The organism is Romboutsia sp. 1001713B170131_170501_G6, assembly GCF_015668195.1.
Taxonomy (GTDB): Bacteria; Bacillota; Clostridia; order Peptostreptococcales; family Peptostreptococcaceae; genus Romboutsia_C.
Genome location: NZ_JADPFC010000004.1, coordinates 50084 through 67089 on the forward strand (window position 1 = coordinate 50084; position 17006 = coordinate 67089).

The 17006-nt window shown below is 25.2% G+C and carries 14 protein-coding genes; 1 reads left to right on the forward strand and 13 read right to left on the reverse strand.

Annotated features, from left to right (window positions below):
* Positions 1-130 precede the first annotated feature (130 nt).
* Positions 131-943: a MerR family transcriptional regulator gene (locus I4U89_RS10330; RefSeq protein WP_195940294.1), complete on the reverse strand. Its 813-nt coding sequence runs from the start codon at positions 941-943 to the stop codon at positions 131-133.
* A 259-nt stretch (positions 944-1202) separates the two neighbouring features.
* Here I4U89_RS10330 and I4U89_RS10335 point away from each other — a divergent pair, with 259 nt between their 5' ends.
* Complete coding sequence (locus tag I4U89_RS10335; protein WP_195940295.1) at positions 1203-2579, forward strand: MATE family efflux transporter; 1377 nt, start codon at positions 1203-1205, stop codon at positions 2577-2579.
* Positions 2580-2723: 144 nt separating this feature from the next.
* Here the strand turns inward: I4U89_RS10335 and I4U89_RS10340 are convergent, their stop codons facing one another.
* The 12 genes from I4U89_RS10340 to I4U89_RS10395 all read right to left on the reverse strand — a co-directional run bounded on the left by I4U89_RS10340 (position 2724) and on the right by I4U89_RS10395 (position 17000).
* The gene (locus I4U89_RS10340; RefSeq protein WP_195940296.1) at positions 2724-3614 is read right to left on the reverse strand and encodes an FAD-dependent oxidoreductase; all 891 of its coding nucleotides are present in this window, start codon (positions 3612-3614) and stop codon (positions 2724-2726) included.
* A 4-nt stretch (positions 3615-3618) separates the two neighbouring features.
* Positions 3619-5040, reverse strand: coding sequence for an NAD(P)/FAD-dependent oxidoreductase (locus I4U89_RS10345; protein WP_195940297.1), 1422 nt, complete (start codon positions 5038-5040; stop codon positions 3619-3621).
* 190 nt (positions 5041-5230) lie between these two features.
* Positions 5231-5794 (reverse strand): PepSY domain-containing protein, encoded by a 564-nt coding sequence (locus tag I4U89_RS10350; RefSeq protein ID WP_195940298.1) that lies wholly within the window; start codon positions 5792-5794, stop codon positions 5231-5233.
* Between the two features lie 163 nt (positions 5795-5957).
* Positions 5958-6497, reverse strand: a complete 540-nt coding sequence (locus I4U89_RS10355) for a GNAT family N-acetyltransferase (protein ID WP_195940299.1) — start codon at positions 6495-6497, stop codon at positions 5958-5960.
* Positions 6498-6802: 305 nt separating this feature from the next.
* Positions 6803-7831 carry a threonine aldolase family protein gene (locus I4U89_RS10360; protein WP_195940300.1) on the reverse strand — a complete coding sequence of 343 codons (1029 nt, stop codon included), beginning with the start codon at positions 7829-7831 and terminating at the stop codon, positions 6803-6805.
* A gap of 270 nt (positions 7832-8101) precedes the next feature.
* Positions 8102-10024: an FUSC family protein gene (locus I4U89_RS15940; RefSeq protein ID WP_195940301.1), complete on the reverse strand. Its 1923-nt coding sequence runs from the start codon at positions 10022-10024 to the stop codon at positions 8102-8104.
* 218 nt (positions 10025-10242) lie between these two features.
* Positions 10243-11631 (reverse strand): MATE family efflux transporter, encoded by a 1389-nt coding sequence (locus I4U89_RS10370; RefSeq protein ID WP_195940473.1) that lies wholly within the window; start codon positions 11629-11631, stop codon positions 10243-10245.
* A 232-nt stretch (positions 11632-11863) separates the two neighbouring features.
* Positions 11864-12736, reverse strand: a complete 873-nt coding sequence (locus tag I4U89_RS10375) for a DMT family transporter (RefSeq protein ID WP_330615558.1) — start codon at positions 12734-12736, stop codon at positions 11864-11866.
* A gap of 84 nt (positions 12737-12820) precedes the next feature.
* Entirely contained in the window at positions 12821-13945 is a 1125-nt protein-coding gene (locus I4U89_RS10380; protein ID WP_195940302.1) for a hypothetical protein, read from the reverse strand.
* A gap of 140 nt (positions 13946-14085) precedes the next feature.
* A complete protein-coding gene (locus I4U89_RS10385; protein WP_195940303.1) occupies positions 14086-14874 on the reverse strand; it encodes an EcsC family protein in 789 nt (262 codons plus the stop codon).
* 316 nt (positions 14875-15190) lie between these two features.
* Positions 15191-15727, reverse strand: coding sequence for a homoserine O-acetyltransferase/O-succinyltransferase family protein (locus I4U89_RS10390; RefSeq protein ID WP_195940304.1), 537 nt, complete (start codon positions 15725-15727; stop codon positions 15191-15193).
* A 1-nt stretch (position 15728) separates the two neighbouring features.
* The gene (locus tag I4U89_RS10395; protein ID WP_195940305.1) at positions 15729-17000 is read right to left on the reverse strand and encodes an O-acetylhomoserine aminocarboxypropyltransferase/cysteine synthase family protein; all 1272 of its coding nucleotides are present in this window, start codon (positions 16998-17000) and stop codon (positions 15729-15731) included.
* Between the last annotated feature and the right edge of the window lie 6 nt (positions 17001-17006).

Sequence of the window (17006 nt, forward strand, 5' to 3'; positions counted from 1 at the left end):
CGTAAAACTACATTTTATCTAGCTAGATATTTTCTAAATTTCTTTTCATTTAAGACCTCATGCATTATAAATTCTTCATTACAATATAAGTTATATATTGTAAATTGTGTAATTTAATTTTATAGTTCTTTTATATTTTCTCTACTCTAACTTGTAAACTAGTTATAAACTCATCTTCATCACTAGTCTCATATATATCAACATCATATATTTCTATAGGGTCATCTACTATCTTATATCCTTTTTCTTTTGCATAATTATACATAGCTTTTAAGTATTTTCTATTATTTTCGTATTTTCCTTTATAGGTACATCTTATATAGTCCCCTTTTTCCAAGTTAAAATTATATATTTCACTATCATCTTCTAAAAAAGCAATTACATGCTTATACTTATCTATTATTCCTTTTTCTATACTTTTACTATCAAATATAGAACCTATATTGTTGTTTCCTATTATATAAAAATTATCCTCAAGTTCTTTTCTCAGTTTTTGAATAAGATAATCTACACTTTCATTACAATCTACATTTCCTCCAACTACTAATGCTTTTCGCTCATCATAATATTTCACTTTTAATGCTCCAAAATCATTTTTGTTGATACTTTGTTCTATTACATTTAGCCTACTTTGAATATTTCTTTTTTGATTTAGTAATATTTCTATTTTATTTTCAATTATGTTCATTTCTTCTTTTAGCATTTTTTTAGTAGACTCTACATCTCTCTTTTGTAGATATTTTTTTATTTCTATCATAGGTATATTTAAATTTCTAAGTTCTCTTATTAAATTTAGTTTACATACATCATCTATACTATATAATCTATATCCATTTTTATCTCTAGTTGGCTTTAATATTTCAAGTTCTTCATAGTATTTAATAGCATCTCTTCCTATATTGTAAGTTTTCACTAATTCTCCAATTTTATAATAACGTTTCATATTAACCCCCTAGATATTGTATTAATATATAATTATATTTTTAGTAACAAGATTATTTTAAATGAATATACTTATATGTATTGAACTTTTCTATTGACTAATTTAAGCTTACTCATATTATTACCAATGCATTATTTTAAACTTATAACAATAATTATATTGATAAAATATATTTAATTATTGTTTTTTAATTCTAAAAAAGTATTTGACCTGTGTATTATACCATAGTTTATAGTAATTCTTGAAAGGAGTTGATATTATGTCTACAATAACATTAAAAATCAATAACAAAGGCTTAAACAAAAAATTTATTAAATATGTAATTCCTTCTGTTGCTTCCATGTGGGTTTCTGCTTTATACGTAATGGTGGATGCAATGTTTGTTAGTAAAGGAGTTGGACCAGATGCACTTGCAGCTGTTAATATAGCTATGCCTTATACAAACTTCATATTTGCTCTATCAGTTTTGTTTTCAATAGGCTCATCAGCCGTTATATCTATGGAACTTGGCAACAAGGATACTAAAAATGCTAGTAAGTATTTTACTATGACAATAATAGGGCTAGTTATAATATCTTTTATTATAACTATAATTAGTTTATTATTTTTAGATGAAATAGCCTTATTTTTAGGTGCTACACCTGGTATTTTACCTATGGTTAAAAATTATTTAGGTATTATAATTTTATTTATCGTGTTTTACATAGTAAGTTATGCACTAGAAGTATTAATCAAAACAGATGGTTATCCCCATTTATCTACTATAGGAGTTGTAATATCTGCTATAACAAATATAGTTCTTGACTATGTATTTGTTTTAAAATTTAACTGGGGTGTTGAAGGTGCTGCACTTGCTACTGGTCTTGCACGTGCTTTTTCTTTTGTATTTTTTATGTTCCATTTTTTAAGTAAGAATTCTAAATTAAAAATTTGTAAATTTAAATTTGAGTTTAGTTATTTTAAAAGAATAATGACAATAGGGTTTTCAGATTGTACTACAGAGTTAAGTATAGGTATTGTTATACTTTTATTTAACCAATGTATACTTAAATTTTTAGGAGAAGATGCTTTAGTAAGTTATAGTGTTATTTCTTATATAAATACTTTAGTGTTATCTACTATGCTTGGTATATCTCAAGGAATTCAACCATTATGTAGTTATTATTATGGAACTAATGATAAAGATTCTATAAAATATTTACTTCACCTTTCACTTAAGGTTGTTTTAGTATGTTCAATTTTAATATTTATAGGATGTATGTTATTTGATGATTTTATAGTACTTATGTTTATAGATAAATCTGATATAAATTTATTTAACTTTACAAAAAATACTTTTAAGATTTTTTCAGTATCTTTTTTGTTACTGGGCTTTAATGTGGTTACTTCAGGATTTTTAGCATCATTAGAAAGAACTACTGATGCTTGTATAATATCATTAAATAGAGGTCTTTTTGCTGTATCTTTATCTTTAATACTAATGATTTTAATCTTCGGTGGTAATGGAATATGGATATCAACAATAGCTTCTGAAGGAGTAGTATTATTATTATCAATTATGCTTTTAAAGAGATTTAATAAAAATTTAGACCAGGTTAATTATAGCTCTACAGCTAACAAAATAGAAACTGTATAATACTATAATGTTTATATTTCACTTATAGATATTACTTAAATATTCTTAGGTGCTACTTTTTAAATATAATATCCTTAAACAAAAAACTATGAAGTATATATATTACTATAAATTATATACTTCATAGTTTTTAATTAGTTTATTTTATAAAAGATTATCAATAAGTTTACTACATTCTTCTTCTATATCTTCTATATACTCATGTATATATATACCATTTCCACAAGCATATACATTATCCATAGAAGTCATAAATTTATCATCAACCTCTGGACCTGTTGTTAATGGATTTAATTTTATATTACTTCTCATAGCAACTAGACCATCAGATAACATAGGTCTTGCAAATATTAATGTATCACATTTTACTATTTCTTCTTTGTCGTCTTTGACTAGTTTAACACTTTCTATTCTTCCTTCTCCATAAATTGAATCTATTTCATAATTATAATATACTTTATCAGTTAAACCATAAGTATCTATATTGCTATCTTTAGATATTATACCCACTACATTTATATGTCTATTTTTTAACTCATCTTTTATCATATATAGTGTTTTATTATCATATATAAGTATATTTTTTCCTGGTACAATATTTCCCATATTAAATATTTTATTTGCCATACCTACAGTAAGTATTCCTGAACATCTATCTCCTACCATATCTAATGCTTTTCTTGAACCTTCTTTAGCACCATTTGCAAGTATTATATTTTTTCCCTTTATCTTCTCTATACCATTTGCTGGATTTGTGCAAAGTACTTTATTTTCATCTTCTATCTTTATTGCCATTGTATCTAGTTTTATATCTACTTCACATCCCTCAAGTTCTTTTAATAAAAAACTTTTATAATTTTTCCCTGTAATATATCTTTCTTTACTTATATTGTAGTCTCCTAGACTTAAACTTCCACCCAATACATTATCTTTCTCTATTAATAATATTTTTTCTATTCCCTTTTTATAAGCTTCTATGGCACATATTATACCACTAGCTCCTCCTCCAATTATAATTAAGTCATATTCTCTCATGGTCCTAATCCTCCTTAAATCCAACAACTGTTGAAGATTTAGAATTTTTATTTACTTCGCTTATATCTATTCCTAATTCTTTGCTTAATATCATACTTATAGGTATCATACATCCTGTTCCTTGGCATCCACCCATCATTGCACGAGTTCTTCTTTTTATTCCATCAAGAGTAGTTGCACCTAATGGTCTTTTTATAGCATCTATTATTTCACCTTCTGTAACAAACTCACATTTACATATCATCTTTCCATATGATGGGTTTATAGCTATTAATTTATTTTTCTCTTCTATGCTTAACTCTGACATTCTAATCATTTTTTCTCTAGTTTCTTTAAAGTTTTCTTTTTCCTTTAAATCAATCATATCTGATAAAATGTCAATTACGTACTCACCAATAGCTGGTGCTGCTGTTAATCCTGGTGAATCTATTCCTATTACATTTATAAAATTTTTACAATCTTTAGCTTCTTCAATTATAAAATCTTCACCACTTATTTTAGGTCTTAGTCCGCTAAAAGTATTTAATATTCTATCTACTGGTATATCCTTTATAGTTTTTTTGCTTTTATATAATATTTCATCTATACCTTCTCTTGAAGTTTCTAAATTATCACTATGTTTAGCATTTGGACCTACTAATAGATTTCCATCTACTGTAGGAGTTACTAATACACCTTTACTTAATTTACTTGGAACTTGGAATAAAGTCTTTTCACATAAATTGCCTGAAACTTTATCAAATAAACAGTATTCTCCTTTTACAGGGTCTATTTCATATTTAATTTCACTAACTAAATTATTTAAATGTGCACCACATAATCCTGATGCATTTATAACTATTTTACTTTCTATTACTTCTTTATTTTCTAAATGTATTTTATATATATTATTTTCTAATTTTATATCTACAACAGCTTTTCCTAGTATAAAATCAACTCCATTTTCTACTGCATTTTCAGCAAAAGCTAAAGTCATTTCATATGGGCTTACTATACCTGAAGTCTTTACATGTAAAGCCCCTAATACATCTTTATTTATATTTTTTTCTATACTTAAGACTTCTTCTTTTTCTAAAATTTCTAATCCCTTAACTCCTATTTCTTCTCCATTAAACTTTAGTCTTTTTATACTTTCTAATTCTTCTTCATTAAAAGCTAATACTAAAGCTCCATTTCTCTTAAAAGGAAATTGTAATTTATTAGATAAATCATCCATCATCTCATTTCCTCTTAGATTTAGCTTAGCTTTTAAAGTTCCTTTTTTCTCATTGTGTCCACCATGAATAATACCACTATTAGCTTTTGATATTCCTTCAGCTACATCTTTATTTCTATCTATTATAGCTACATCTAAGTCATATTTTGATAGTTCCCTAGCTATAGCGCAACCTACTACTCCTGCCCCTATTACAGCAATGTCTTTCATATTAATTCCTCCTTTGTAAAGAGCATTTTAATTTTTTTATTGTTTAATTTATAACTATATTATATTATTACTATTTCCATAAGTAAAATTGATAATAATAATGATAACCATCAATATTTTATATGTATAAAAGTAAAATGAAAAGTGTAATCATCTAGTAATTTCTTATTAAATAATTACACTTTTTATTTTAGTCATTTATCTCTAATTCTCCATACTCTTTATCACTTTTACTTATCATTTCGTGACTAAATTCTTTTACTTCTTTAGTTTTAGCATTTACAGTTATTTCATATTTTTCATTACCTTTTACAAGTATTCCTTTATATTCATCTCCATCATGTTCTTTATCTAAATGGATACTTTTTATAGTAGCATCAGGAACTTTTTTTAGCATTATATCTTTAGCCTCTTTTTCACTTATTAATTTATCGCTACTGTTGTTTGTTTTATTGTTTGTATTGTTATTTTGAATAATTTCTTGCTCATATTCAACTATATCACCAGTTTTGGCATCTACATCGACTTCATAGACTACATTATCTTTAGATACTTTTGAGTTATATTTTGGTGTATCATCATTTTCATAAGCTATCTCTACTATATTTCCATTTGGTACTTTTTGTAGAATTATTTCTTGTGCTTGTTCTTGTGATAAAACTGCTTCACTATTTCTCATAAGCCAATAACTTAATCCCGCTCCACATATTACAATTACACCTAGCCCTATGGCTACTGATTTATTAAATTTCATGATATTACTGTTATAAAAATTTATAACAGTTTCACCTCCTCTATGTATTATCAGTATAAATCCTTATTATTAGATATATAACCATTTTTTACATATTCAAACATATTTTTACACATCTAAATCTACTTATAGAGGATATATTAATTTATAAATTCATTTAATTTTATAAATATAGGTCCATCAATATTTCATCATAATACTTCCCATCTATATTCATGCAATTTTTATGTAATCCAATCTTTTTAAATCCAAATTTTTCATATAGCTTTACTGCATTAATATTTTCATCTCTTACACCTAAATGTATATTCTTTATATTCTCATTTTCTCTGGCAAAATCTATAAGTTCACTCATCATTGCACTGCCTACCCCTATGTTCCAATGACTTTTTCTAACAGATATTGCTATACTTACATTATGTTCTATTCTTTTTCTATTTGGTGCTGATAGTTGACATACACTAACAATAGTGTTATCTATAATTCCAATTATCATTATAGAATTTTCACTAGAGTTTATATTACCAATATATTTTGCTTCATCTTGTTCACTCAAATGAAACTCATTTTTACCAAATAATAAATTATCACTTTCTCCACCAACTATATTCAAATACTCTACAATATATTTTGCATCATATGGTGATGCTTTTCTTATGGTTAATACTTTATTATTTTTTAGATTTACATTTTTTGTATACATAGTTCTCCCCCCAATAACTTTATAAAACTTTTATTTCAATGTATTTATATTAGTTTATCTAATTCTTCTACTCTTTCTTTTATGCTACCTGATCTATAATAATCACTTTTTTCTGTCAATTTTACTTCTTTTATGTTAAAACCTTTACTTCTATATAATCTCTATACTCTAATTTTAAATTTTTATTTACTCTATCGCAACTTTTATCCTTATTTATTTTTATAGTTTTTCAATATATAAATAGTGCTATATCCTCTTTATATAATTTAAGATATAGCACTAAAATATTTTTTAAGAAGTATTTGTTAGATAGAATATTTTTTCAAATCTTCAATAAATTTTATAACATTTTCTTTTTGTGTTGCCCAAGATGTAACAAGTCTTATACATGAACTATTTTCATCTATTTCGCTCCATAGACTAAATGAATAATTTTCTTCTAATTTTTCTATGATTTCATTTTTAAATATTGGAAATAATTGATTAGATGGTGAATCTACTAAAAATTTATATCCTAATTCACTAATTTCTTTTTTTAATATATCTGCCATATCATTTTCATGTTTACCTATTTCAAAGAATAAATCATCTGTGAATAACTCTAAAAACTGTATCCCAAGTAATCTCCCCTTAGCCATCATTGCACCTTTTTGCTTTATATTAAATCTAAACTCATCTTTTAATGAATCCTTATATATAACTAAAGCCTCTCCAAATAATGCACCATTTTTAGTACCTCCTATATAAAAGGCATCTGTTAAAGTTGAAATATCACTTAAAGTTAAATCATTTTCTTTAGCACATAATGCAGAACCTAGTCTCGCACCATCCATATACAATAATAAATTATTTTCTTTACAAACATAACTTAATTCTTCTAGCTCGCTTTTAGTATATATTGTTCCTATTTCTGTTGAATTAGATATATATACAAGTTTAGGCTTTACCATATGCTCGTCAGTATGTTCTTTAAGAACTGCTAATACATCTTCTTTTTTTAATTTACCATCTGTAGATTCAACAGAGATAACCTTATGTCCAGTGGATTCAATTGCTCCTGTTTCATGTACTAATATATGACCAGTGTTAGCTGATATTACTGCTTCATAAGGTCTTAAAAATGCAGAAATAGCTGTTAAGTTAGTTTGAGTTCCACCACATATAAAATGTATATCTACATTGTCATTTTCTAACTTTTCTTTTATTAATTCACTTGCTTTTTCACAATAAGTGTCTTTCCCATATCCTTCACTTTGTTCTAGGTTAGTCTTTACTATTGCCTCAAGTATTTTAGGATGTGCCCCTTCGCTATAATCATTTTTTAAACTATACATATTAACCCCCTATTTTATGTAAATATTTATATTACTTAATTCTACCATTTATTAAATATTTTTTATATACAGTAAATATATTTAATAAAAATTTGTTTCTCTTAAACGATGTGTCAGCAAATCACTTCAAAATACTTTTTTACACTTTCTGATATATTTATGTATCTTCTATATATGAGTTATCAACAGTCTTATTCTTAGTACCAAATCCTTGTACATAAAAAAATACTCTCTATATCTATTCAAAATTATAGAAAGTACTTTTATTATTTAAGCTATATTTAATTTTTCGATAATTTCACTTTCAAGCATATCTATCTCTTTTTTATCTAAGTAAATTCTATATAAACTTATTATTAATGATTTTTCTAAGTCATTTTTAGAAGTTTCAAAAATATTTTTATAAATCTTAAATAGTTCTTCTTCATCTAAATTTGGATTTAATTTTTCTAACAGTTTTTTTATTAAAATAGACTTATCTTTAGAACTTCCACTTATTAGTATAGTAAAGTTTAGATTTGTAAAAATATCATTTTGCTTACTTAAAAACTCTTCAATACAACTTAACTTCATCTGTTTATTTATATAATTAATTCTCATCCAAAAATAATTATTTTTTATTGTTATTGTTTCTATATCCTTCTTACTTATAGTCCCTTGAACTATTGAATCTAGTGTCTCCTTATCAAAATCTATATATTTTTTTACAATATTTTTCATATCATTTTTAATTTTATATGGAAATACCATATTCATAGCTAACCAAGCAACTATAGCTGCTATTAAAACAAATATTACTCTATCCTCTAATAATTTAAATATAACAGCACTTGGTTGAAGCATTTTTACAGCTAATATAGCAGTCATAGTGGTAAATATACATCTTATATTATATTTTTTTATAGATAAGGCAAAATATAATGCTATTAAAAACACGACTCCGATTAGTATTGTATTTTTGTCTATCACTCTGTATATTAATTCGAATATTATAGCACCTACAACTGTTCCTACAACTCTATCAATAGCCTTTTTACTTCCTTGTTCTGCATATGGAAGCAATATTAAAGCTAATGAAAGTACTATCCACTTACCTTCATATATATTAAAATAATCTACTATAAACACAAATGTAGAAATTACTAAAGAAGCCTTTAAGGCTATATTAAATCTTAGAGATGACATATTAAAATTATTTTTAAATATATCTATATTTGATTTTAGCTTTCTTTGTAAATTTAATCTCTTTCTTATCTTATCTCCTCTAGATTTATCTTCTATGTATCTGCAAGTTTCATCTATAGCTAACCTTAAGTTATAGTAGTTATATCTAGCTAAATCACCTTTTATATTTTCTAGTTCTAGTTCATTATAGTATTTTCTAAATTTAATTTTAATATCTTCTATATCTTTTTTACCTAAAATATATAAATTTACGTCTTCAAGAATACATTTTAATTTTAGTAATCTATCTTCATATATTTCATTTTCCGTTATATAACTTAGAGTAGTATTTATTTTTTTTAATAGTATTACTATTACTTCTAATATATATATATCATCTAATTCTTTACTAGATTTTTCTATAACCTCATATATATTGATTTGTATAGTTTTAAGTAATATACTTACTTTTTTATTTTCATCTTTTATATTTTTATTATCTAATAATAAATCTATCTCTTTTTTTATTAAGTCTATAGCACCTGTAATTTGCTTATCAGTCACTTTATAAAAATTATATTTAGTTATTATATAATATAAAACCATTATCACAAATGATGAAAATATAAGAGCTAATATCCTTTTAGGCATTTGTGAAATTGTTACTGGATAATAAAGTAAAAGTATATATAACATCATAAATCCAGCAGTTTTTGGCGTTTTAAGTTCATAACTAAATCTATAATATATCCAAAAGCTTAAAAATAAGCTAACTATATATGCTAAAAAAATATCCAAACTTGCAATATAAGCTGCAACTCCTATAATTATTTGTATCAAAGATAATATGAGTATTCTTCTTGGAACATTTATTGTGTGATTCTCCCCAAACATGCTAGCTGCTATAGAAACTGTAGCAATTCCTATTAAAACATTTTCTTTCCCAAATATCATAAATGAAAATATAGCTATTGCAGATATAAGAAATATTTTCATATTTTTTATTTGTTTTTTAATGTCAATTTTCACTTTCATCACCTTCTTATAGAATTTACGTACTTCTTTAAGTATAAATCAAAAATTTTATTTATAGTATATTTTTAGTTTTTTTTCTAATTTTTAGATTATTAATTAAATTCCAACTCTATTTATGCAAAAATAAATTCTAATAAGCTTTATAATTAATATAAATCATTTGTATATAAAAAAAGTACTTACTATAAATTTTATAGAAAGTACTCTCTTCTTTAATACTGATGACTTAACTCTCCTTTAGTATTATAATCATCATATAATTTCTTTTTTCTTTTCATAACTAAAAATACACTAAGCATCAATATTCCCTTAATTATGCTACTTATAGTTATACTCCACCAAACTCCATTAAGTCCAAGTAAACTTGGATTTGATATTAAGTAAGCTGTTGGTACTCTAAGTCCTGTAAATATAATACTTATTATAGATGGTATTGAAGTTTTACCAAGTCCTTTAAAAGCTCCTGATGTTATTATTTCTATACACATAAATAATTGAGAATATCCAAGTATTTTAAGATAAATAGTGCCCTCTTTAATAGCCATTTCTTCTTGTATAAATATAGTAAATACTTGTTTTCCTAAAAAGACTAATATTAAAGTGTTTATAGCTCCAAGTATTATAGCTAGTATTAATGTTAACTTAAATCCTTTATTAACTCTGTCAAATTTTTTAGCTCCATAATTTTGCCCAATAAAACTAGATAAAGATGAAGATAGACCTTCTGCTGTCATCCAGGATATAGACTCAATTTGAGACCCTACCTTTTGAACAGCTACTGCTACTGGTCCAAATGACGCCACAACCACTCCTAGTAACATAGAAAATCCTGTAAACAATCCACTTTGTAGCGCTACTGGAAGTCCCAATTTGTATAGTATTTTATAATACGTTATTTCTATATTTCTAAATAATTTTATTTTAAAATATCCATACTCATCTTTTTTTATTCTATATATAAATAAAGATGTAACTACTATTTGTGCTATGACAGTTGCAATAGCAGCTCCTGCTACTCCAAGTTGAGGAAAACCAAGCCAACCAAGTATAAGTATTGGGTCTAGTATAATATTTGTTATAAGACCTACTGCATTTATTTTAAATGGAGTTTTACTATTACCCATTCCATTAAATATGGCTGTAAATACTGGATTTATAAAGTAAAATACCATTCCTAATGCAATTATGTATAAATATATTCTAGACATGCCTATAACTTTTATATCTCCTAATCTAAAAAATTCTATTAATCCTTTATTAAACACTATTAAAAATAAAGTATACAATGTTGATAGTATAATGTTTATTTCTATAGCTGATTTTATATAAGATCTCGTTTTATCAATATTTCCTTCACCGATACTTTGTGCAACTTTAACTTCTCCACCAATTTTTGATATCATTACAAATGCCATAGCTAACCAAGGAAAAAATCCTGCTGTTCCAACCGCTGCAACTGCACTACTACCAGCTTTACCAACCCATATCATATCTATCATGTTATAAGCCATTTGTATAAATGATGTCCCCATTATAGGAAGTGCTAATTTTATTAATTTGTCAAGTATCCTACCATTAGTTAAATCTATTCTATTTTCCAACATTTGCACCCCGTTTCCTTATTGTTTATTTTGAAATGTCTTCTATAAATATACTTATATCTAAAAAGCATACTCATAAAATTGTATCAGAATTTTTTAATTTTTCAATATTTTTATTTCATTTTCAAATAATTTTTATATTGTATAAAATTTTAATTTTTTCTTAAATTTTAATAAAATATTAAGTTAATAATTTTAATATAATAAAAGAGGAGAATAATCTCCTCTTAATTTAACCAAGTTTATCAAGTTTTTTATTGTATCTAAACATATAAAATGATGCACTAAATATTATAAAGTATCCAAATACACTAAAATTATCTGGGAATACATTAAATAATACTACACTTATTATTGCAGAAAATATTATATTAGAATAATCAAATATAGATATCTCTTTAGCTGGTGCATATTTGTAAGCCCAAGTTACACCAAATTGACCTACAGTCGCAAATACTCCTGCAAGAAGTAAATACATAAACTGCGCTAAACTCATTGGCTCATAAGTCATAATCATTATCGGAAATATTACAACTAATGAGAATAAAGAAAAGTAAAATACTACAGTTGCTCCATTTTCTTTTTTACCTAATACCCTAAGACAAGTATATGCCGATGCCGCGCATAAAGCACCTGCTACACCCACAAGTGATGGTAACATTTCTAAATCAAATGTTGGCTTTATTATAAATAATGCTCCTACAAATGCCACTAATACAGCAGCTATTTGATTAGTTTTTATCTTTTCTTTTAAAAATAACGCAGAAAATATTATAACAAAGAACGGACTTAACTTATTTAACATATTAGCATCTGATAACACCATTCTATCTATTGCATAATAATTAAATATTATACCAAGTGTCCCAAATGCTGATCTTAAGTTTAATATTTTTCTATTTTCCTTACTTCCAAAATAACTTTGTTTTGCTTTTGTAACCATTATAAACGCTACTATACAAGAAACTAAGTTTCTAAAAAACGTCTTTTGAAAAGTTGGTAAGTCTCCTGCTAATTTTATAAAAGCTGACATCATAGCAAATCCAAATGCCGAAACTATTATACATATTATGCCTTTACTTCTATTGCTTAACTCTGTCTGCACAATATACCTCCTATGTAATTCTTATATTTATCTTTTGTATGCAATTATTTATTATATATTAAAAAAAACTATCTAGCTAGCTTTTTATATAACCTCACAATTATAGTCCCACGTTACGTTACCTATGTTTATATTATATAAATCATATTCTTCTTCAAAAAAAGTCAACAATATCATTTTACCTTCAAATGATCCTAAACCTCCATTTATATCCATTCTCTTAAAAATTTTTTTAGCAAATACTCTGCCAGTGGCATCTTTTAACTCAATCTTAAAATTATTAATATCCTTAATAGTATCTTCTGTTAAATTTAGTAAATATCCATTAAGGTATAAAGTATTTTTTTCTTCAAATAAATTATTTACTATTAAATTCATACTATCTTTTTTTACCTTAAACTCTCTTGCAGAATAAATACTATTTCTATTTAAATAGCTACCTTCTAAGCCTTGAAATGCATAATTATTAATATCTTTTTTAGTAGTAAATTTATTATATCTTTGTCTTTTTCTGTAATTATAATCGGTAAGTAATAATCCTTTATATATATTTTTTATATTTGAATCTATTAAATTACTATAAGTTTGTATAATACCTAATGTATCTGCATTAGATATTCCAACTACTCTTTGTTGTATTAATAGTTCATAATAATTGTTATAAATTTGCTTTATAAAAAAAATTCCATTTGGCGGATCTACATATGCATCAACTGCATTTTTAAGCTTACCATTAGGTAAATATAAATACTCTAGATATTCTTTTTCTTTTGATGAAATATCTATTGTATATTTTTTCTTTCCACAACTTACGCTTACCTTATAATCATCTTTGAAAGTTGCGATACAATTATTATTTTTATAAAATATATCTTGGTTAAATATTTCTATTAATTTCCCATCTTCATATTTATATATAACACCAATTTCAAATCCTCCAGAACCTCCAAATCCGCCTCTAACCATTATTTCTGATTTATTATCTCCTGTAAAATCTCCTAAAAATAATTGCATATTATAACCAGAATATTTGATTTTAACAGTAATAGGATCACTATCTTCTGGCTTTAAAGTAAGTTCTATATTATCTACATAGGAGATTCCTTCAAAAGGATATACTCCTACTAATATTACCTCATCTTTTGAGTTTTCTTTACTTATATTCCCATAACTACTATCTATTAAAACTTTCTTTGTAGGGCTTTCCATGGCTTATCCTCCCTAAACTATTTTACTTTCTAGTTATAATATCTTATGAGATTTTATATATTAATGTTATATTTAATATATATATTATAAACTTATACAAATTAATATCCTAGCCAAATTACTTGGCATATATTATAAAGTTATTTTATTTTATTAATAAAATTTTTATATTTTGTATATATAAAGTTTTCCTTCTTAACCGCATAATCTTTATCATCTAATATTCTCATATGATAAGCATATATTGCATACTCACCTAATTTGTCTACTAATTTATTGTTTACATATGCACCAACAAAAGCACCTATTCCTGGCACTAACTGAAATAACTTTGCTAAATCAATATAATCTCTATACTCTTGTTGAAAGCTTCTCCAATCAAATTCATTAATATTATCAGATAACTTATGTTTAAAATCATCAAAGCATTCCATATTTTCAAATACATAGTTTACATGCTCTTTACTTGAAAAAGCAAGCTGAAATATATTTAATATATATAATCTTTCTTTATAATCATTTGTATCAAATCCATATATACTAGCAATTTCATAAATAAGCTTTATTTTTATACTAAGAAGTAGTGGAAAGTCACATAGCCCTATAAATATGCCTCCCGCCCCTGTTCCAGCACCTTCTATCATAGCAGTTCTCTTATAAATTTTTATCTTTTCAAGAGCTAAATTATCTCTTTCTTCTAAAGATATATCTAGTATAGGTTTTTTAGTAGTATAATTAGACCCAAATAAAACCATCTTAGTCATATTTTTTATAGCTACAGTTAAGATTTCGTGATACTTTTGAGGTAAAACGGAATTTATTTTATTTTGAGTTTCTTTTGATGCTTTATCTATTATAGATGGCTTTTTTCGTATTTTCTTTTTCCATTTTTTTAATTCTTTTAGTTTAATATCATTATAATTTTGCATTTTTTCACCTATTTAAAATTTATATTAACTATTTATATAATATATTTATTATACGTATAAATTTTTAATTTTACCATTTACTTATATTATCTTTTAATTTTATAATTTAATCCATAGCTTTTATAAGCTCATAACACTTATTTATATTTCCAAATTAAACAAGCTAGTTATCTAACTAGCTTGTTTAATTTCATATTAAATTATATTAATCCAATTGTTGTATATCCTAATACTTTGTTCCACCTACTCTGCACTTATTCCTTTGTTTGTATCACCTTCAATAAAATAATTTTTAGATATATCTATAGATAACTTTTTATTTATATCCCTTATATACTCCAAATATCTTCTTATCAAGTATATCTTTATTTATTCCATATATATGATTTAAACAAGCCTGTGCTCCCCAACATATACTTAACATACTTTTTAGGTTTTTAATAGAATAATCAAATATATCATTTAATTCATATATATATTTAACCTGCTTGAAATCTATTTTTTCAATAGGAGCTCCTGTAACTATAAGTCCATCTAAATCATCTTTTATTTCATCAAATGTATAATAATTTTTCATCAAATATAGTCTATTACAATTTTTGCATATGTGCGTTTTAAGCCTTATAAATTTTATATTTATATCCTCATTCATTTTTGAAAATAACTCTAATAAATGAATTTTTGTTTCTACTTTATTAGGCATAAGATTTAATATACCTATAGTTTTATAATGAGAGCTCATCTTATCTAAACTAGATTTTCTATATAACTTTTTATTATAGATTTTATTTTCTATTATACAGTTATCTATAAACTTAGCTCCATTTATTTTTTTACAAAGATATACAGTCATATTATATTTCCTTAAGTGCTATATCAAAGTCATTTATTAGGTCATCTATATCTTCTATTCCAACAGATACTCTAATCATCTCTAAACTAACTCCACACTTTATCTTATCTTCATAAGATAGCTGGCTATGAGTTGTGCTAGCAGGATGAAGTACTGATGTTTTATTAAATCCAAGATGTATTGCTAAATCTACTAATTTTAAAGATTTTATAAAAGTCTTGGCTTCATTTATTCCACCATTTATACCAAATGTTAGTATTCCACTTCCACCTTTTAAGTAAGTTTTTACTTTCTTATAGTCCGCTCTACTTTCTAAGTACGGATAGTTTACCCAGCTTACTTTTTCATGATTTTCTAGATACTTTGCTAATACTAAAGCATTTTTACTATGCTTTTTCATTCTAAGGTGCAGAGTTTCCACTCCTAGATTACTTAAAAATGCATTAAAAGGGCTCATGGTACTACCTAAATCTCTAAGCATTGATGCTCTTAACTTTGTTATATATGCACTTTCCCTAAATTCTTCAACATATTTAATATCATGACAGCTAACATCTCCATCGCATAATAATGGATATTTCCCATTATCCCAGTTAAAATTTCCACAATCAACAACTATTCCTCCAAGTGCCACTGCATGACCATCTATATATTTTGATGTAGAGTGTATAACTATATTTGCACCAAAATTTATAGGATTACATAAATAGGTACTTGCTACTGTATTATCAACTATAAAAGGGATATCTCCTTTTTTAGCTATTTCACTAAATTTCTTAAAATCTAATATATCTAGCCCTGGATTTCCTATAGTTTCTCCATATATAGCTTTAGTATTTTCATCTACTAACGATAGTATATATTCTTTATCATCATTGTTTGATACAAACTTTGTTTCTATTCCAAAATTTCTAAGAGTTATATTAAATAAATTATAAGTTCCACCATATAATGATGATACTGATATTATGTTGTCTCCACTTTTACATATATTTAAAATAGCTAAAAGTATCGCCGATTGTCCTGAACTAACCGCTACTGCTCCAACTCCACCTTCAAGACATGTTATTTTTTCTTCAAAGTTTTCTACTGTTGGATTACTTATCCTACTATACATATGACCATCTACTTTTAAGTCAAATATATCTGCTACTAAATCTGGATCTTCATATTTGAAAGTCGTACTTTGAACTAAAGGATACACCATAGGTTCTCCAACATTAGGCTTATATCCACCTCTTACACATAAAGTATCTTTGTTATAATTTTTCATAAAAAA